The 17,750-nt window shown below is 72.8% G+C and carries 18 protein-coding genes; 5 read left to right on the forward strand and 13 right to left on the reverse strand.

Annotation, left to right across the window (positions count from 1 at the left end):
• Positions 1 to 40 precede the first annotated feature (40 nt).
• Together OG521_07050 and OG521_07055 are read left to right on the forward strand one after the other, a co-directional pair.
• Entirely contained in the window at positions 41 to 988 is a 948-nt protein-coding gene (locus OG521_07050) for a hypothetical protein (GenBank protein WUW20562.1), read from the forward strand.
• Between the two features lie 216 nt (positions 989 to 1,204).
• Positions 1,205 to 3,085 carry an alkaline phosphatase family protein gene (locus tag OG521_07055; GenBank protein WUW20563.1) on the forward strand — a complete coding sequence of 627 codons (1,881 nt, stop codon included), beginning with the start codon at positions 1,205 to 1,207 and terminating at the stop codon, positions 3,083 to 3,085.
• A gap of 71 nt (positions 3,086 to 3,156) precedes the next feature.
• Here OG521_07055 and OG521_07060 read toward each other — a convergent pair whose 3' ends face one another.
• From OG521_07060 to OG521_07080, 5 genes are all read right to left on the reverse strand, one after another.
• Positions 3,157 to 4,440: an aspartate aminotransferase family protein gene (locus OG521_07060; protein ID WUW20564.1), complete on the reverse strand. Its 1,284-nt coding sequence runs from the start codon at positions 4,438 to 4,440 to the stop codon at positions 3,157 to 3,159.
• Complete coding sequence (locus OG521_07065; protein ID WUW20565.1) at positions 4,437 to 5,279, reverse strand: acyltransferase; 843 nt, start codon at positions 5,277 to 5,279, stop codon at positions 4,437 to 4,439. The genes OG521_07060 and OG521_07065 overlap by 4 nt, the downstream gene beginning before the upstream one ends.
• A gap of 178 nt (positions 5,280 to 5,457) precedes the next feature.
• Positions 5,458 to 6,759: a hypothetical protein gene (locus OG521_07070; protein ID WUW20566.1), complete on the reverse strand. Its 1,302-nt coding sequence runs from the start codon at positions 6,757 to 6,759 to the stop codon at positions 5,458 to 5,460.
• Between the two features lie 148 nt (positions 6,760 to 6,907).
• Positions 6,908 to 7,288, reverse strand: a complete 381-nt coding sequence (locus OG521_07075; protein WUW20567.1) for a PPOX class F420-dependent oxidoreductase — start codon at positions 7,286 to 7,288, stop codon at positions 6,908 to 6,910.
• A 59-nt stretch (positions 7,289 to 7,347) separates the two neighbouring features.
• On the reverse strand, positions 7,348 to 7,617 hold the full coding sequence (locus OG521_07080; GenBank protein WUW20568.1) for a helix-turn-helix domain-containing protein: 270 nt from the start codon (positions 7,615 to 7,617) through the stop codon (positions 7,348 to 7,350).
• A gap of 41 nt (positions 7,618 to 7,658) precedes the next feature.
• On the opposite strand from OG521_07080, the gene map reads away from it, so the two are divergent.
• Positions 7,659 to 8,426, forward strand: coding sequence for a type I methionyl aminopeptidase (map, locus tag OG521_07085; GenBank protein ID WUW20569.1), 768 nt, complete (start codon positions 7,659 to 7,661; stop codon positions 8,424 to 8,426).
• Between the two features lie 18 nt (positions 8,427 to 8,444).
• On the opposite strand, the gene OG521_07090 is transcribed toward map, so the two are convergent.
• Both OG521_07090 and ggt read right to left on the reverse strand, forming a co-directional pair.
• The gene (locus tag OG521_07090) at positions 8,445 to 9,296 is read right to left on the reverse strand and encodes a glycoside hydrolase family 75 protein (protein ID WUW20570.1); all 852 of its coding nucleotides are present in this window, start codon (positions 9,294 to 9,296) and stop codon (positions 8,445 to 8,447) included.
• Positions 9,297 to 9,446: 150 nt separating this feature from the next.
• Positions 9,447 to 11,255, reverse strand: coding sequence for a gamma-glutamyltransferase (ggt, locus tag OG521_07095; GenBank protein ID WUW20571.1), 1,809 nt, complete (start codon positions 11,253 to 11,255; stop codon positions 9,447 to 9,449).
• A 104-nt stretch (positions 11,256 to 11,359) separates the two neighbouring features.
• Between ggt and OG521_07100 the strand changes: the two genes are divergently transcribed.
• Positions 11,360 to 12,109, forward strand: a complete 750-nt coding sequence (locus OG521_07100) for a hypothetical protein (GenBank protein WUW20572.1) — start codon at positions 11,360 to 11,362, stop codon at positions 12,107 to 12,109.
• An 81-nt stretch (positions 12,110 to 12,190) separates the two neighbouring features.
• On the opposite strand, the gene OG521_07105 is transcribed toward OG521_07100, so the two are convergent.
• Genes OG521_07105 through OG521_07115 form a run of 3 tightly spaced genes read right to left on the reverse strand, consistent with a single transcriptional unit; the run spans position 12,191 to position 14,200 of the window.
• Positions 12,191 to 13,222 carry an iron-containing redox enzyme family protein gene (locus OG521_07105; protein ID WUW20573.1) on the reverse strand — a complete coding sequence of 344 codons (1,032 nt, stop codon included), beginning with the start codon at positions 13,220 to 13,222 and terminating at the stop codon, positions 12,191 to 12,193.
• Positions 13,219 to 13,575 (reverse strand): CDGSH iron-sulfur domain-containing protein, encoded by a 357-nt coding sequence (locus OG521_07110; protein WUW20574.1) that lies wholly within the window; start codon positions 13,573 to 13,575, stop codon positions 13,219 to 13,221. The genes OG521_07105 and OG521_07110 overlap by 4 nt, the downstream gene beginning before the upstream one ends.
• A complete protein-coding gene (locus tag OG521_07115; GenBank protein ID WUW26598.1) occupies positions 13,559 to 14,200 on the reverse strand; it encodes a methyltransferase in 642 nt (213 codons plus the stop codon). The genes OG521_07110 and OG521_07115 overlap by 17 nt, the downstream gene beginning before the upstream one ends.
• A gap of 542 nt (positions 14,201 to 14,742) precedes the next feature.
• On the opposite strand from OG521_07115, the gene OG521_07120 reads away from it, so the two are divergent.
• On the forward strand, positions 14,743 to 15,063 hold the full coding sequence (locus OG521_07120; GenBank protein WUW20575.1) for a plasmid stabilization protein: 321 nt from the start codon (positions 14,743 to 14,745) through the stop codon (positions 15,061 to 15,063).
• 22 nt (positions 15,064 to 15,085) lie between these two features.
• Here the strand turns inward: OG521_07120 and OG521_07125 are convergent, their stop codons facing one another.
• Genes OG521_07125 through OG521_07135 form a run of 3 tightly spaced genes read right to left on the reverse strand, consistent with a single transcriptional unit; the run spans position 15,086 to position 17,741 of the window.
• Entirely contained in the window at positions 15,086 to 15,628 is a 543-nt protein-coding gene (locus tag OG521_07125; GenBank protein WUW20576.1) for a hypothetical protein, read from the reverse strand.
• Positions 15,625 to 17,061, reverse strand: a complete 1,437-nt coding sequence (locus OG521_07130; protein ID WUW20577.1) for an ATP-binding protein — start codon at positions 17,059 to 17,061, stop codon at positions 15,625 to 15,627. Before OG521_07130 ends, OG521_07125 begins: the two co-directional genes overlap by 4 nt.
• Positions 17,058 to 17,741 carry a response regulator transcription factor gene (locus tag OG521_07135; protein WUW20578.1) on the reverse strand — a complete coding sequence of 228 codons (684 nt, stop codon included), beginning with the start codon at positions 17,739 to 17,741 and terminating at the stop codon, positions 17,058 to 17,060. Before OG521_07135 ends, OG521_07130 begins: the two co-directional genes overlap by 4 nt.
• Between the last annotated feature and the right edge of the window lie 9 nt (positions 17,742 to 17,750).

Raw genomic sequence — 17,750 nt, forward strand, 5'->3', positions numbered from 1 at the left:
CCGGCCCCGGCGGCCGGGGGCGGCCGCCTAGCTTCGTTCCATGATCAGAAACGGAATCATCGTCACGGCCGTCCTCTGCGCCGCCCTCGCCGCCGCCCCGCTGAACGCCGGCGCGGCCGCCGTGCCCGACGGCTGGCAGCGGGTCGGCTCGGGCATCCTGGGCGGGGTGAGCGGCCTGGCGCTCGTCGAGGGGGCGCCCGCGGGCCGCGGTCTCGCCGACGCCGTCGTCGTGCGGGACAACAAGGGGGACGGCGAGAGCCGGGTGGCGACCGTACGCCTGCGGCCCGGCCAGGCCCCCGCCGTCAGCGAGCTCCCGTGGCTGGGCGTGGTCCCCGTCGACCTGGAGGCGCTCGACGCGGTGCCCGGCCGCCCCGGCCACTACATCGCTCTGGCCAGCGGGGGCGGCGCGTACGACGTGGTCGTCGCGGACGGCAGGGCGACAGCCGGGCACGACCCCGTGACCCTGCCGGGGCGGCACGAGGGCGACAACTACGAGAGCTTCGCGCTGCACCGCGACCGGTCGGGCAGGCTCTACGCGGTGTGGGCGACGCGGGGCAGGGGCGCCGAGAAGGCCGTCGTGCGGGCGGCCTCGGTCCGCATCGGCGCGCACGGACCGGAGTTCGGGACGGTCACGGCGCGGCAGGAGTTCTCCGTGCCCTACCCCGACCGGGACGAGGTGCGCCACATCAGCGATCTGAAGGTGCTCGGCGACGGCACGGTGCTGGTGTCGTCCGCCTCGGACCCGAATGTGGACGACGGCCCGTTCGCCTCCGCGGTTTACGACGCCGGCCGGCTCACCGTGAACCGGGCGCACGACGCGGTCCTGCGGCTCAGGCCCGAGCACGCTCTGCGCCCGCTCAGCCGCTTCACCCGGCAGGACAACCGGAAGATCGAGGCCATCGCGGTCCTGCCCGGGGGGCTGGGCCTCTGGGGGACGGACGACGAGAACTCCGGCGGGTCCGTGGCGTTCGAGCGCATCGGGCGGTAGCGGCCGCCGAGTCGGGGGCGTCCGGACGATGCCCCTCACGCCCCCGACAACCCGTCATGTGTCACGAACAGATCACGGGTCTGGTCCACATGTCGAGTGCGGTTCATGCGCCCGTCCCGTGTGCGGTGTGGTCCGCTCACCACCGGCCGGGAGTCTCGGACACGCCACCGGGCGCCCCCGTTCGCCCGGTGCCCCCGACCGATCCCGGAGGATCACGTGTCCCTTCCGCGCTCAGCGCGCACCGTGCTGGCCACCGCCACCGTCGTCGCCCTCCCGTTCCTGGCGTCCACCGCCCACGCCGACGGCGGGGGCAGCCGGGCCGCCGCCCCGTACGAGGGCCTGCCGTCCGGCACCAAGCAAGCCAAGACCCTGGTCATCGGCATCGACGGCGCCACCTTCGACGCCTTCTCGCGCGCCGAAGTACCGCACCTGGAACAGCTGATGGCACAGGGGCTCACCGCCCGGAGCAACCTGTACGCCGAGCCCATGGCGCCGACCGTCTCCGGCGCCGGCTGGTCGTCCATCGCGACGGGTGTCTGGCCCGACAAGCACAACGTGAGGGACAACGACTTCACCGCGCCGAACTACGGCCAGTACCCCGACTACGCGACCCGGCTGGAGACGGCCGACCCGGCCACGTCCACGCTCGTCGTCGGCACCTGGAGCCCCGTCCCCGAGATCATCTTCGGTGCGACGACGGATCTGCGCACAGCCGGCGGCAACGACGCGGGCACCACCGCCAAGGCCGAGGACTACCTCGCGCACGGCAACCCCGACTCGACGTTCGTCCACCTCGACGAGGTCGACGGCGCCGGCCACAGCTCCGGCTCGTCGAGCGACGCCTACCTCAAGGCCCTCAACACCGCCGACGCCCAGGTCGGCCGGCTCCTGGACGCCGTCGCCGCACGGCCGACGTACGCCGCCGAGGACTGGCTCGTCGTCGTCACCGCCGACCACGGCCACACGCCGACCGGCGGCCACGGCGGCAACACCCCGCTGGAGCGCGGCACGTTCGTGATCGCCCGCGGCGGCGGCATCGCGCCCGGCTCGGTACGCGACGACGTCAAGATCACCGATATCGCGCCCACGGTCCTGGGCCACGAGGGCGTCGCCACCGACCCGGCCTGGAACCTCGACGGCACCGCGCTCGCCGAGCTGAAGCCGGACGCCTTCGACGCGCTGCGCCCCGCGCTCCGCGCCCCCGTCGACGAGACCGGTCTCCCGGCCGGCACCAAGGGATGGACGGACACCGCGCCCGCCGGCTGGTCCGTCGACAACTCGCGGATGCCGGCCGGCGGTGTCACGGAGTGGCGCGGCTGGGCCTTCGCCACCGACGAGTTCTGGACCAACGCCGAGCGCGGCCAGGGCCGCGAGACGAACGTCCGGGCGCGCGACGTCTTCGCGGTCGCCGACTCCGACGAGTGGGACGACAAGGCGCACGACGCGGGCCAGTTCGACTCCACCCTGGTCAGCCCGGCGTACCAGCTGAACGGAGCGGCGCGGGCGAGGCTCTCCTACGCGACCGACTACCGGATCGACGGTCCGCAGACCGGCGACGTGTACGTCTCGTACGACGGCGGCGCCTCGCAGCTCGTGAAGTCCTACCGCGCGAACGCCAACACCGTCGAGCACCTTGAGCTGGCCGTCCCGGCAGGGGCGGAGTCGGCCCGGCTGAGCTTCCGTTACACGGGCACGAACAGCGCGTTCTGGACCGTCGACCAGGTGGCGTTCGGCCAGCCCGCGCCGCCGTCGCAGCTGACCGTCGCCTCTCTGACGGCCGACACGAAGCTGCTCGGCCGGCCCGGCTCCGACGCCGCGTGGAAGGTCACGGCGAACGGCGTGGTCCGGACCGCTCAGGGCAAGCCGGTGAAGGGCGCGAAGGTCACCGCCGAGCTGACCGCGGGCGGCACGGTGCACAGGCTCACCGGCACCACGAAGAAGGACGGCTCGGTCCGCTTCAGGGCCACCGTCGGCCGGGGCGCCGACCGGGCGACGCTGAAGGTCACCTCCGTCGGCTTCCGGGGACTCGCGTACTACGGCGAGCTCGACCCGGTCCGCGCCCTGGACCTCACCCGTCCGTCCGGCCACCGCGGCTGACCGGGCGGCGGGGGTGCGACGGCCGGCCGCCGCACCCCCGCCCTCAGCCCTCAGCCCTCAGTCCTCAGTCCTCAGCCCACCGTGCGCAGCGCGTCCGCGAGGATCGCCGCACCCTCCTCCGCCTCCGGAATGGACAGCGAGAGGGGTGGGGCGATGCGCAGCACGCTGGTGTCGTGGCCACCGCCCTTGCCCAGGAGCAGCCCGCCCTCGCGGGCCGCTTCGAGTACGGCGGCCGCCGCCTCCGGATTCGCCTCGTCCGTACCGGGCTTGACCAGTTCGATCCCGATCATCAGTCCGCGCCCGCGCACCTCCCGTACGCACTCCGACGCCGCACCGACCGCCCGCAGCCGCTCGATGAGCAGGCCGCCGACGCGCCGGGCATTGCCCTGGAGGTCGTGTTCGAGGAGGTACGAGAGGTTGGCGAGGCCCGCGGCCATCGTGACCGGGGAGCCGCCGAACGTGGAAATGGAGTTGGCGTCCAGGCAGTTCATGACCTCGGCCTTGGCGACGACGCCGCCGATGGACATGCCGTTGCCGATGCCCTTGGCGAAGGTGACGATGTCCGGCGGCCCGTTCTGTCCGTGCGCCTGCCAGCCCCAGAAGTGTTCGCCGGAGCGCCCCCAGCCGGTCTGCACCTCGTCGGAGATCCACAGGATTCCGTGCCGGTCCAGCACTTCGCGGAACGCCGCGTACAGGCCGTCGGGCGGTGAGGTGAAGCCGCCCACGCCCTGGATGGGTTCGGCGATCAGCGCGGCGGTCGACCGGGTGTGGCCGAGCAGGTCCTCCAGGTCCGCGACGCAGGCGGCGATGAACTCCCCGTCGCCCAGGTGCGCGTAGGGCCCCCGGGTACGGACGCCGCCGTGCACGTACAGCGTCTGGAGCGGCGAGAGCCCGGTGGGAGACCAGGCGTTGTTGCCGGTGATGGAGACCGTGGAGAAGGACCTGCCGTGGTAGCTGTTGCGCATCGCGAGGATCTGGTTCGACCCGCGGTACGTGGTGGCGAGCAGCAGGGCCGTGTCGTTGGCCTCCGTGCCGGACGTCGTGAAGAAGACCCGGGCATCCGGGATGCCGGAGAGGGTGGCGACGCGCTCGGCGAGTTCGACCATCGGCCGGTTCAGATAGAGCGTGGACGAGTGGATGATCCGCCCGGCCTGCTCGCTGACCGCCTTGGTGACCTCGGGCAGCGCGTGGGCGGTCATCGTGGTGAGGATGCCGCCGAAGAAGTCGAGGTAGCGGTTTCCGTCCGCGTCCCAGACGTGACGGCCCTCGCCGTGGGTGATCTCCAGTGGGTGCCGGTAGTAGAGCGCCAGCCATTCGGGGCTGACGGCGAGGTGGCGGTGGTGCAGGCTGCTCACGGCTCCACCAGTCCCTCGTACGCGTCGGGGCGGCGGTCCCGGTAGAAGGCCCACTGCTGCCTGACCTCCTCGATCAGGCCGAAGTCCAGGTCCCGGACGAGGAGTTCCTCCTCCTTGTCGCTGGCCACGTCACCGACGAACTGGCCGCGCGGGTCGACGAAGTAGCTGGTGCCGTAGAAGTCGTTGTCGCCGTACTCCTCCTGGCCGACGCGGTTGATCGCGGCGATGAAGTACTCGTTGGCGACCGCGGACGCCGGCTGCTCCAGCTGCCAGAGGTGGCCGGACAGGCCGCGCGAGGTCGCGGACGGGTTGTACACCAACTGGGCTCCGTTGAGTCCCAGTTGCCGCCACCCCTCGGGGAAGTGCCGGTCGTAGCAGATGTAGACGCCGACCTTGCCGACAGCGGTGTCGAAGACGGGCCAGCCGGCGTTGCCGGGCTTGAAGTAGTACTTCTCCCAGAAGCCCTTGACCTGCGGGATGTGGTGCTTGCGGTACTTGCCGAGGTACGAGCCGTCGGCGTCGATGACCGCTGCGGTGTTGTAGTAGAAGCCGGACTGTTCGACCTCGAAGACCGGCACGACGATCACCATGCCGGTCTCGCGGGCCAGTTCCCGCATCCGCTGCACGGTCGGGCCCTCGGGCACGGCCTCGGCCCAGCGGTAGTGCTCGGGCTCCTGCACCTGGCAGAAGTAGGGGGCGTTGAACACCTCCTGGAAGCCGATGATCTTCGCCCCCTGGCGGGCGGCCTCACGAGCGTGTTCCTCGTGCTTGGCGATCATGGATTCGGTGTCGCCGGTCCAGGTCGCCTGGACGAGTGCGGCGCGTACGACGTGGGACATGAGCTGCTCCTTCGACGCGGCGTCAGAGAGCCTCTTCGCGTTTCTACGCCCGTAGACACGTGCGTAGGGGAGAACGTAAGCCCCGTCACACGGCGGGGCAAGACCATCGCCGTGAACCAGCGGAGTCGATCATGTTTCACACCCGTGCGGTCCAGTGCCGGGGCTCGGCCGGATGGCGCTATCCGATCCCGGACACCCGCAGCGCGTGCTCCACGTCCCGCTCCCGGGCCTCGGAGACCGTACGGGCCGCCGCCAGCAGCTGTGGGACCAGGTGGCGGGGGTCGCGCTCCGCGATGCTGGCCGCGTCCTGCGGGGTCCGTACCCGGACGAAGGCGCCCAGCAGCGCCTGCGCCTGGGGGCTCCGGCCGGCCCGGTCCAGGGCGACCACCGCGTCGGCGATCTCGGCGGCCGGCCGCGCCACGCCCTGGCGCAGCAGCTGCCCGCAGTCCTCCGGGCGTCCGGCGGCGGCGAGCGCGTCCGCCGCGGCGGCGAGGTCGGCAGGCGGCAGCGAGGACACCTCCCACAGCAGGGTCGACCAGTCGGCGTCCAGACCGGCCCGGTGGAGCTCGTCGGCGAGCACCGGCAAGAGTTCGGGCGGGCGGCCCGCCGCCTCGCAGAGCACGCCGTGCGCCTCGCCGCTCCGGCCCTCGGTACGGAGCCTGACCAGCGTCGCGACGGTGCCCCGCGCGGACTGCAGGGCGGCAGGGTCCGGGGGCGCCGCGACACGTCCGGCGGGGCCGTCGTCCCGGCCCGGGCCGCCGCCGAAGCGGGCTCCGCGCGGCACGGCGGCCGCCGCGGGCGGGACGGGCAGCACGGGCGCGACAGCCACCGGGCTCTCGTCCTCGATCTCCAGCCCGGCGAACCGCGCACCCCTGGGCTTCTTGCGCGCCGGGGCGGGCGACGGCTCCGGCGACCGGGGCGCGGGCACGGACTCCGACACGGCCGCGGGCTCCGCCACGGGCCCGGCAGCGGGCTCCGGCTCCGTGCGGAACCAGCCCGCCGGCACCGCCACCGCCGCCAGCCTCCTGCGCAGCTCCGTGCAGCGCGCCGACGCCCGCTCGTGGTCGTCGCGGGCCCAGGCGACCGCCTCCGGGTCCGCGTCACCGCCCGCCCGGGCCGCGCGCAGCCGCTGGGCCGCGTTCGCCTGTTCCCGCAGCATCAGCTCCAGCCGCTCCGCGAGCTGCTGCCGCCCGCCGGGGCGCCGGTCGTGGGCGACGGCGGAGGCCGCGTACAGCTCCGCCGCGCGCACCGACTCGTACTCCGCGAACGCGGCACCCCGCACCGACGCCAGGTCCGTGAAGAGCGACTCCACGACGTCCCAGGGCGGTATCTCGGCGCCCGCCAGACAGGCCCGCATCCCTTCCGGATCGCGTCGGCAGAAGACCCCGTACCACCCCCGCACGGGATCGAGCAGCGCCGTCATCTCCCGCAGATAGCGCGCGAACTCCCCTATGGACACCGCATGCTGATGCACCGTCATCGTCGCCCTCGGCCGCCGTCGGCTGGAACCTTCCAGTCCGCAGGCATTCGACCGCAGCCGTGTTACGGGACGGCTACGCGCACTTTTCGGCACGGGTCAAAGAGGCGCACGGCCGGGAGCGCGAGCGCCCCCGGCAGCCGGCCGGGGCTCAGAAGGTGATGGCGATCCCGGTGTGCGGCCGCTTGCCGAGCCGGGCGATCATCGCCGGGTAGTCGAGCAGCCAGTACTTCCAGGTGTACTTGCGGCCGATGACCCGGCGCACCCGGGCCGTGCCCCGCTCGTCGAGCAGCCTGCCGGTCCCGTCGGCGGACGGGGCGCCCTCGGCGATCCGTCCGCGCACGTCACAGACCGTGACGCGGACGCGGCTGTCGTTGCGCAGCCGCTTGACCTTCCACGAGTCGGTCTTGGTCCAGACGAACAGCTCGCCGCCGTCGACGGCCGCCCACACCGGGGTGGCGACGGGGGTGCCGTCCTTCCGGTACGTGGTGAGGCTGACGTACTCGCTGCGGGCGAAGTCCTGGAGGCTCATGGCACAACCCTACGCAGGGGCGCGCACCACCCGGGCGGCGCCCGGCCGCACCCCTCCCGTCAGCCTGCGAGCGGGACGGTGTCGGGCTCCGGGGCGCACCTCAGGAGCAGTTCGTCCATGGAGATGCCGAGCGCCCCGGCGAGTGCCGCGACGGTGAAGAACGCGGGCGTGGGCGCGCGGCCGGTCTCGATCTTGCGCAGCGTCTCGGCCGAGATGCCGGCGCACCCCGCGATGTCGGTCATGCTGCGGGGGCCGCGCGCCTCGCGGAGCAGCCGGCCGAGCCGTTCGCCGCGCAGGCGCTCTTCGGGGGTGAGAGGGGTTCGTACCATGCCGTCATTCTAATACCGCTCGGACCGGTATAGTAATTGGCATGGTGCAACTCAAGACAGACACACATATCGAAGCCATGCGCGCGTCCGGCCGGGTCGTGGCGCAGCTGCTGGCGGCCGTGCGGGACGCGGCCGCGGTCGGCGTCTCACTGCTCGAACTCGACGAGGTGGCCCGCGGGGTCCTGCGCGAGGCCGGCGCCGGATCGCCGTTCCTGAACTACCGGCCGCACTTCGCGCCGACCCCGTTCCCCGGCGTCATCTGCGCGTCCGTGAACGACGCCATCGTGCACGGCATCCCGAACGGCCTGCGGCTGCGCGACGGCGACCTGGTGAGCATCGACGCGGGCGCGACGCTCGACGGCTGGGCCGGGGACTCGGCGATCAGCTTCACCGTCGGAACCGCGAGGCCCGCGGACACCCGGCTCGTCGAGACCGCGTTCGCGGCCCTGGACGCGGGCATCGCGGCGGCCGTCGTCGGCAACCGGATCGGCGACATCGCGCATGCGATCGGCACGGTCTGCCGCACGGCCGGCTACGGGATCCCGGAGGGATTCGGCGGCCACGGCATCGGCCGGTCCATGCACGAGGACCCGGGCGTCCCCAACGAGGGACGGCCGGGCCGCGGGATGCCGTTGCGGCACGGCATGGTGCTGGCCATCGAACCGATGCTGATCGGCGGCGGCGGGGACGGGTACCACCCGGACCGGGACGGCTGGACGCTGCGGACGGACGACGGCAGCCGGGCCGCGCACGCCGAGCACACGGTGGCCATCACGGACGCCGGTCCCCGCATCCTGACCGCCCTCTGAACGGGCGGGCCACGCGGGTCAGTTGTTCCGCAGGAACTCCCTGGCGAGGGTCTCCCCCGCGGCCACGGCCGCCCGGTGGTCCTCGATCGGCGACACGACGGAGTCCTTGAACAGGATGTAGGTGACGCCGGAGGCGGCTCCCCCGCCCTTCGGGTCCGGGTCGATCCCGAGCGCCTTCGCCGTGGCGTACGAGGCCTCGCCGATGATCCCGGCGGGCCCGGTGTCACCGACGACGGCGTACTCCACCCGGCCGGCGTGGATGACGGCGACGACACTCCCGCCCGCGATCCCGGACTTGCCGAAATCCCACAGGGAGCTGCGGCTCGGCACCACGACGTACGGGAGGTCCCGCGCGTTCAGCGGCCGGTCGCCGGAGGTGTGGAACGCGGTGTCGCCCTGGAACCCCGGGTCGGTCTCCGTATTGCAGGCCGTGGTCACCTGGCCGTCACAGTCGATGTCCAGGTCGGCCGTCCAGAACACGGCGTCCTTCTTGCCGCACACCGGCACGGAGGGCGGAGCGCTCGCGTCCGTGCGGTAGGTGCCGTTCGAGATCCGGTCGCAGGAGGAGACGGCGGCCAGCAGATCGGCGGCGGAGGGCGAATCGTCGCCGGCACCCCGGCCGGGGCCGCCGTCTGACGCCGTCCCGGTGCCGGTGTCGGTGCCGCTGTCGCTGTCGCTGTCGGCCGGGGCGTCGTCGGGCGCCGGGCGGGCGTAGGCGGCGGGTGTGAGATGCACGGCGCCCAGTTCCGCCTTCCGCACCGGCGCGTACGCGTCGGGCCGGAAGGCGGAGCCGTCACGTGCGGCGGGCGTCAGGGATCCGGCCGCGAGGAGAGCGGCTCCGGAGACCGTGGCGAGGGCAAGCGTTCGCATGCGCACCGTGGGGGTGCCCTTCTGTGAGGAGTCTTCCCTTGCTGACATCAGCCAAGACGCCCCCCGGCGTGCCCCCGTCGAGGCCGCGGGGCCGGTCCGCCGCGCTGCACGCGACCGACCGACCCCGCCCTGCGGACTACTGACGCACCATCACCTCTGCCCGGCCGGCCTCACCACCATGGCCGAGCCGCCGCCCCGGCGCTCCGTCTCGGCGGCCGCGAGCCAACGCCCGTCCGGCAGCCGTTGCACGCCCGTCGCCGCCCCGATCTCCGGGTTGAGCTTGAAGGCGTGTCCCAGCGCCTCGAGTCGTGCCCGGACCGGGCTGTTCCACAGTCCCGGTTCGAGCTCCGTCGTCGCGGCGTTGCGCTGGCTGGCGCGGGGCGCCGCGATGGCATCCACCAGTGGCAGACCACGGTCGAGCTTGCCGGTCAGGGTCTGGAGCACGGTCGTGATGATCGTGGCGCCGCCCGGTGATCCCAGGGCCAGCACCGGCTGTCCGTGCTTCAGCACGATGGTCGGCGAGATCGACGACCGCGGGCGCTTGCCCGGACCCGGCAGGTTCGGGTCGTGCACGGCGGGGCTGGCCGGCGCGAACGAGAAGTCCGTCAGCTCGTTGTTGAGCAGGAAGCCGCGCCCCGGCACCGTGATGCCGCTGCCGCCGGTCTGCTCGATCGTGAGGGTGTACGCGACGACGTTGCCCCACTTGTCGGCGGCCGTCAGATGGGTGGTGTTCTCACCCTCGTACGTCGTCGGGGCGGCCGTCCCGCCCGTGGTGCAGTCACCGGGGTGGCGGGGATCCCCCGGGGCGAGCGGGCTGGTCAGCACCGCGTCGTCCTTGATCAGGCACTCCCGCGAGTCGGCGAACCGCTGCCCGAGCAGCTCCTTGGTCGGCACGTCCTCGAACGCCGGATCGCCGACCCAGCGCCCGCGGTCCGCGAAGGCGATGCGGCTCGCCTCGATGTAGCGGTGCAGGTACTGCGCCTCGCTCGCCTTCGAAAGGTCGGTGGACTCAAGGATGTTGAGGGCCTCGGCGACCGTCGTACCGCCCGAGGAGGACGGCGCCATGCCGTACACGTCGAGACCGCGGTAGCCGGTCTTCGTGGGTGCCTGCCGCAACGCCCGGTAGGAACGCAGGTCCTTGGCCGTGAGGTCGCCCGGGCGCACCTCGCGGGTGGCCGCGGGATCGACGGGCGGATTGCGTACGGTCCGCACGATGTCCTGGGCCAGCTTGCCGCGGTAGAGCTCGTCGACCCCCTTGCGGCCGACCTCGTCGTACGTACGCGCCAGGTCGGGGTTCTTGAAGACCGAGCCGACCACGGGGAGTTGGCCTCCCGGGAGGAAGAGCTTCCGGGTCGCGGGGAAGTCGGCGAACCTGGCCCGGTTGCCCTCCGTCTGCGAGCGGAACGTGTCGTCGACGACGAATCCGTCCCGGGCCAGGCGCTCGGCCGGCTTCAGGACCTGCCGCAGGGACTTGCTGCCCCAGGCGTCGAGCGCGGCGTCCCAGGTGGCGGGGGTGCCGGGGGTGCCGACTCCCAGACCGCTGGTGACGGCGGCGTCGAAGGCGATCGGCGCCCCGTTCTCCAGGAAGAGCGAGGAGTCCGCGCTGCGCGGCGCGGTCTCGCGCCCGTCGATCGTCTGCACGGTCCGGGTGCGGGCGTCGTAGTGGACGAAGTAGCCGCCACCGCCCAGACCCGCCGAGTACGGCTCGGTGACCCCGAGGGCCGCCGCGGTCGCGACGGCGGCGTCCACCGCGTTGCCGCCCTTGCGCAGCACCTCGATGCCCGCGGCGGTCGCGTCGGCGTCGACGCTGGAGACCGCTCCCCCGTAGCCCACCGCCACCGGCGACTTGGGAGTCGGCGGGGCCGGTGGTGCGGAGGAGGACGGGGCGGCTGCCCCGACGGTCACCACGGCGGCGAGAACTCCTAACAACGACACATTCCGCGCAACGGAACGCCTCATGCGCACCTCCAGTGAAGGACTGTCCGCGCAGGGTAACGCCGCCCCGGCCGCCCCGTCAGGACCGCCTCGAACTTGAGGCCGAATGCCCGCTAACATGCCCGCCCATGACTGACGACGTACGCAACATCGTGCTGGGCGTGATAGCCGCCGGCATCACCGCCGCCCTCGGCTGGCTCGCGCGCACCTATTTCTGGCGCCGGAAGCTCCGCCGCAAGCAGGCGTTCTTCGGCCTGCCGGGGAACTCGGAGTGCCTGCTCGTCGTCAACCGCGACGCGGGCGGGGACGGCGCCGTCCACCGGCACGACGTCTTCGCACTGCTGGAACTCTCGGCGCTGATCAAGGACTGCTCGGCGCATGCGCAGATCCTGTCGCACGACGTCGCCCAGCAGGGTTTCGGCGAACGGACCGAGTTCTGCGTCGGAGGTCCGGTCTCGAACCGCCGGATGGCCGCTCACCTGCATTCCCTGCTGCCCGGGGTGAGAGTCAACACTGATGCCGAACCGGGCCCGGACCGCAACGCCTTCCAGATCGGCTCCGAGCGCTACCGGGTGGAGAAGGGTGTCGCCGAGTACGTACTGCTGGCGCGCCTGACGGCCGGTCAGGAGGCGCGCCCGGTCTTCCTGTTCTGCGGGCAGCAGGCCATCACCAACCAGGCGGCCTCCCGTTATCTGGCCCGCAACCACGAACGGCTGGCCCGCAAGCACGGCAACAACACCTTCTGCCTGCTGCTGAAGGTGGTCAACTCCCAGGCCTACGGCCCCGATGTGGTCGAACTGGTCTCGGACGTGACCCGCGCCGCGCAGGCCCCCGCGCCCACCCCCGCGCCCCGGACCTCCCACCGCGCCTCCGGCTGACCCGCGGGGCGCGGCGCGCTGCGGGGCACAGTCGGACGGAGCGGCAGCGGTGCCGCTTCGTGGCCCCGGGCTCCGCGCCCCTCAGGACCGTGCGGCCGCCCGAAGTGCCGTACGTCCGGCGCGCCAGGCCGACAGCAGGTACGAGGACAGGCGTTCCTCCAGGTGCCCGGTCGCTTCCACGCCCAGCACCACATCGGCCGCGAGGTGCGGCTCGTCCTCCAGCAGCCCGCCTATCACGTCGCGGCGGACCACCTGTTCGTGGACCGCGTCGGCCTCGACGTGCTCGTCGTAGAACCGCTGCGCCGCGGCACCCGCTCCCGCGCGGCCCAAGGCCTGGGACATCCGCCGCGAGCCCGGGGACGAGGTGACCTCCACGGCGGCGAAGTGACCGACCAGCGCGCCGCGCAGGGAACGGTGGAGCCCGAACAGGGACATCAGGTTCACCGTGGCCAGCACCTGGGCCGGAGCCATCTCCAGATAGCCGCCGTACGCGGGGTCGAGACCGAGATCGGCCATCAGGTCGGCGAACAGCCGGGCGTGGATGTTCTCCGCCCTGCCGGCTCCGAACTCGTCGTACTCGATGGCCACCATGGCGGCCTTCGCCCGGCCCCGGAGCCTCGGCACCACCCAGATGTGGGGGTCCGCCTCCTTCAGGTGGTAGAGGGAGCGCAGCGCCGCGTACTCGGCGAGTTGCCGCAGATCGCCCTCGGCACGAAGGAAGTGGCTCACGCTGTGCCCGTCGTCGCCGGCCGGCTCCACGAGCAGCGCGCCGATGGCTTCGGGCACGTCCTGCCCACCGGACGTGGCGTCGCGCAGTACGCGCAGGAAGGCCGCCTCCGCGTCGGCCCGCACCCGGAGCAGCGCGGGATCCCATTCCAAGCTCTCGTCCACGCCTTCGAAGCCGCGGTAGTGGAGCTCGTACAGCACGTACAGAAGAAGCTGGAGGTCCTCGCCGTACGGATCGGCCCGGCCGATCTCCTCTCCGCCCGGCAGTTCGGGGCGGTGTCCCTCCAGGGTGGCGATGACGCTCGCCGACAGGGGCCCGCGTGCCTTCGGGAGCCTCGGCCCCGGGGCGGGACGGGAGGGGCGGGCGTCGGCCGAGTGGGTGGTCACGATGGGGTGTCCTCGCCTTCCGCTGTGTCCGGGGAGCTGTTGTCCGGAGCGCTGTTGTCCTGGACGCTGTTGTCCGCGTCGTCGTTCGCCCGGTGCGGCGGGGCCGCCGTTTCGTGGCCGGTGCGCGCCCTTCTGCGGGCAGCGGCCGCGGCGGGAGTGCCTTCCCGGACGCGGTGGCTCGTGTCGCACCAGGGATAGGTGCCACTGCGGCGGCAGACGCAGAGAGCGACGACGAACCGCTCGGAGACGTGTACCTCCCCGTCGGCGGTGGTCACCTCCACCGGCCCCTCGACGAGCAGCGGCCCGTCACGGTCCAGCGTGATCCGGCGCGGCCGTTCACATCCTGCGGGCACGGATGATCACCAGTTCCTCCCTGTCCCTGCCCGACGGCAGGAGGCCGCGGTCGCGCAGCCAGGGCAGGCGTTCACGCGTCACCGGCCCGAACGGAATGGTCATGCGGTCGCTGACCGACGCCTGGAGGCCGGCCCGGCCGAGGCGGCGCACGGTCTCTTCGGGGCGGCTGAGCTCCGAGTGGACCAGCAGGAGCAGGCCGCCGGGGCGCAACGCCGCGGGAGCGGCCTCGCAGATCACGTCCAGCAGACTGCGGCCGTCGGACCCGGCGTCCCAGGCGAGGCCCGAGCGCCTCCGTGGCCACGGCACGGCGGGGGCGGGCACGTACGGAGGGTTGCTCACGATGACGTCGAACGACCGGCCGGCCATCCCCGACATCAGATCCCCCCGGTGCACCGCCAGGGGCAGCCGGGCCATGGCGGCGTTGAGCCGTGCCGACGCCACCGCGCGCCGGCTGATGTCCACCGCGGTCACCCGCGCACCGAGCCGGGCCGCGTGAAGGGCGAGGGCTCCGCTGCCGGTGCAGAGGTCGAGGAGCTCGGTGCCGGGGCCGATGTCCTCCCGGCTCATCGCTGCGGCCAGCATGAAGCTGTCCTCCTGCGGTCCGTACACGCCTGGCAGGCGCACGATCCTGCCCGGCCACAAGGCTTGGTCCAGGGTCCCGGGCACGCTCGTCGCCGAGGTGGTCATCACGCCCCCGCCCGCGGCGGCGCCGCAACGGTTCGGACGGCGTGGAGGTCGTTGAGCGCATCGCGGTGGAAGTAGCGGCGGAAGTGTTCTCGGACAAGCAAGGACATGGGTCCTCCTCCTCGGGTACGACCGATGGGTGTCTGCCGGATGTCGGCAATCCACGGTGCGAAAACAGGACCCGGGGTCAGGGGGCTCGTGCTCGTCCGCACAATTCGTTCCGGCGACGCTCCGGAGTGAGTGGACCGTGAAGCGGCCTTCGGTCCCGAAACGGCGCCGGACTGGAGCGCTTACCCCTCTTATTGTCCCGCATGCCGTCCGGCCCCGCAGTCCGTGCCGGTCCCGGCCGCCGGTTGCGCCCCTCAGGAGCGGCCCCGGCCGTCCGGGCGGGAACCGGAACATGGTCCCGGCCCCGGCGGGCAGGTGTCGGACGAAGCCGGGCGGCTCCCCGCCGGCCCGGATCGCAAAGGGTAGGAGGCATCGTGTCTGCCGGTTCGAGCGAGAAGCGTGAGCGTCAGTACGAGCAGATCAAGGAGAACGCCGAGGAACACGGTGTCTCCGAGCAGCGCGCCCGGGAGGTCGCGGCGCGGGCCGTCAACAGGCAGAGCGCCCGCTCCGGCGACGCCGCGCGAGCCGGAGGGACAGCGGCGCAGGACCGGAAGTCCGCACCGGGCGACGAAGCATCCCGCAGCCGCTCGCAGGGCCCCACCAAGGCAGAGCTCTACGAAGAGGCCAAGAAGCAGGACATCGACGGCCGCTCCACCATGACCAAGGCCGAGCTGAGCAAGGCCCTCGGCCGCTGACCCCCGTGCGGAGGCCGCCTGGTCAGATGCCGCACCGGGCCGGGCCGATGACGCCGTCGGTGCCGGTCACGGTCACCGGCTCGCCCCGGTCGGCGGTCCGGGCCTGGGCGGCGGTGCACAGGAGCTGCTGGCGGGCGGACGCGGAGAGTCCGGTGACCCGGGTGTTCAGGGTGACCTGGACACCCTCCGCGCTCAGCTCGACGACCGTCTTCACGTGTTCACCGGGCAGTTCGGACCGGAGGCCCGCCTCGCTCTCCGCTCCGGTCGGGCCGTCGAAGAGCAGGTCGAGGGCTCTGGCGGCCGCGAGGGAGGGGCTCCCCGAGCCGGTTCCCGAGCCGCTGCTCCCGCCGGACGAGTCGGCGTACCGCACGACGGGCATCAGCCGGGACGCCGACGACGAGGACACGAAGTACAGGACCGCGCCCAGCTGTCCGGCCGGGACCACCTCCACGAGCGCCGGTTCACCGGCCTCGACGACATCCGTGCCCCGGATGCCGCAGCCGGCGGCCAGCAGCACGAGCAGCGTCACGGACGGCAGCGCGCCGCGTGTGCGTGCGGCCCTCATCGTCCCTCCAGGGGCAGTTCGACGGTGAACACCACACCGCCGGAAGGCCGGTTGGCGGCCAGGACCGTGCCGCCGTGCAGCCGGACGTTCTCCAGGGTGATCGCGAGGCCGAGACCGCTCCCCGCCGACCGAGTGCGCGCCGCTTCGGCCTTGTAGAAGCGGTCGAAGATGTGCGGGAGCACGGCGGCGTCGATCCCGGACCCGCCGTCCTCGACCTCCGTCACCAGTCGCGCCGCCCCGTCCCGCCGCCCGGTCCGTATCCGTACGGTGACGGGCTCCGCCCCGTGCCGCAGGGCGTTGCCGACCAGGTTGGCGACGATCACGTCGAAGCGGCGCGGATCGAGCACCGCCCGTATGCCGTCCGGGAGTTCGGTGCGGACGCGGTCCTCCCAGTGCCGGGCCTGGAGCGTCTTGCGGATGGTCTCGGCCACGTCGACCTCGTCGCCGTTGAGGTCGGCGGCCCGGGCGTCGAAGCGGGAGATCTCCATCAGGTCCTCGACGAGCGTGGCGAGTTTCCCGGTCTCCGCACTGATCAGCCGGACGGCGGCAGCCGTGTCGGGGCGAAGGCCGTCGGCGTCCTCGTCGAGCACCTCGGTGACGGCGAGCATTCCGGCGAGCGGGGTGCGCAGTTCGTGCGAGACGTCCGAGGCGAAGCGCCGGGCCCGCTCCTCGGCCCGGCGGAGTTCCGCGACGGACTCCTGGAGCTTGGTCGAGGACTCGTTGAACGTCCAGGCCAGTTCGGCGAGTTCGTCGGACCCGCGGACCGAGATCCTGGTGTGCAGCTCGCCCCGGCCGATGCCGGCCGCGGCCCGGCGCAGGTCACGTACCGGGCGCAGCACGCTGCGGGCGGCGAGCAGGGCGGGCACCAAGGCGATGAGCAGGGCGGGCAGGGCCCCGTCGCGGGCCGCGGTGACCATGGCGTCGACGTTCGCCTCCTCGGTGGCGAGCGGCATCACGGCGTAGAGGACGAGCCCGGTGGGCTGCCGGCCGTCGCCGCGGTCGAAGAGGGTCGGCATGCCGACGGTCAGCCAGGGCTTGCCGTCCTTGACGACCCGCTGGAACGAGCCGTGGGTGTTGCTCCGCGCCGCGGCCCGGAGGCCGGGGGTGATCACGGTGGAGGACGGCCGGTCCGATGAGGAGACCCGCAGGTCCCCGTACTCGGCGAAGACGGTCCAGGTGTGCGATTTGCCGGCGCGGGCCAGCGAGAGGCACATGTCCCGCAGCCAGACCCGGTCCAGCGGGAGGTTGACGCCCTGCGCGCTCACTCGGTCACGGAACTGGGAGACGGCGGTGTCCTGCGCCTGCTGGAGGATCGCTGAGCGGGCCTCGCGGTAGGTGAGCGTCGCGGTGGTGGCGGCGCTGACGGCGGCGACGAAGAGGAACGCGGCGACGAGGCGGGTGCGCAGGCCGAACCGGGCGGCGAACAGTTTCATCCGAGCGGTCCGAAGCGGTAGCCGAAGCCGCGGACGGTCTGGATGTAGCGGGGGCTTCCCGCCACGTCCTCGACCTTCTGCCGCAGCCTGCGCACACAGGCGTCGACCAGCCGGGCGTCGCCGTGGTAGCTGTGCTCCCACACGTATTCGAGCAGCTGCTGCCGGCTGAAGACCTGTTCGGGCGAGGCCGACAGGTGCAGGAGCAGCTTCAGTTCGGACGGGGCGAGCAGCAGCCGCTCCCCCGCCTTGGCGACGGCGAGGCCGACGCGGTCGACGGTCAGCGCGCCGTGGTTCTCGATCCCGCCGCGTCCGGCGGGTTCGGCGAGCCGCCGCAGCACCGCACGGATCCTCGCCTCGATGACCTCGGTACGGGCGGGCTTGATGATGTAGTCGTCCGCACCGGCCTCCAGCCCCACGACCACGTCGAAGTCGTCGCCGCGTGCGGTGAGCATGATGATCGGCAGCTGGCTGGTCTCGCGGATGCGGCGGCAGACCTGGACGCCGTTCATTCCGGGCAGCATCAGATCGAGCAGGACCAGATCGGGCCGGAATTCCGCCAGTGCGGCCAGTCCCGCCTCGCCCGTCCCGACGGTCCGCATCTCGTGCCCGCGCCGGCGCAGCCCCAGCTCGACCCCTTCGCGTACGGAGGGGTCGTCTTCGATCAGCAGCACGCGAGGCATGGCGTCAGT

The sequence above is a fragment of the Streptomyces sp. NBC_01463 genome (assembly GCA_036227345.1).
Lineage (GTDB): Bacteria > Actinomycetota > Actinomycetes > Streptomycetales > Streptomycetaceae > Streptomyces.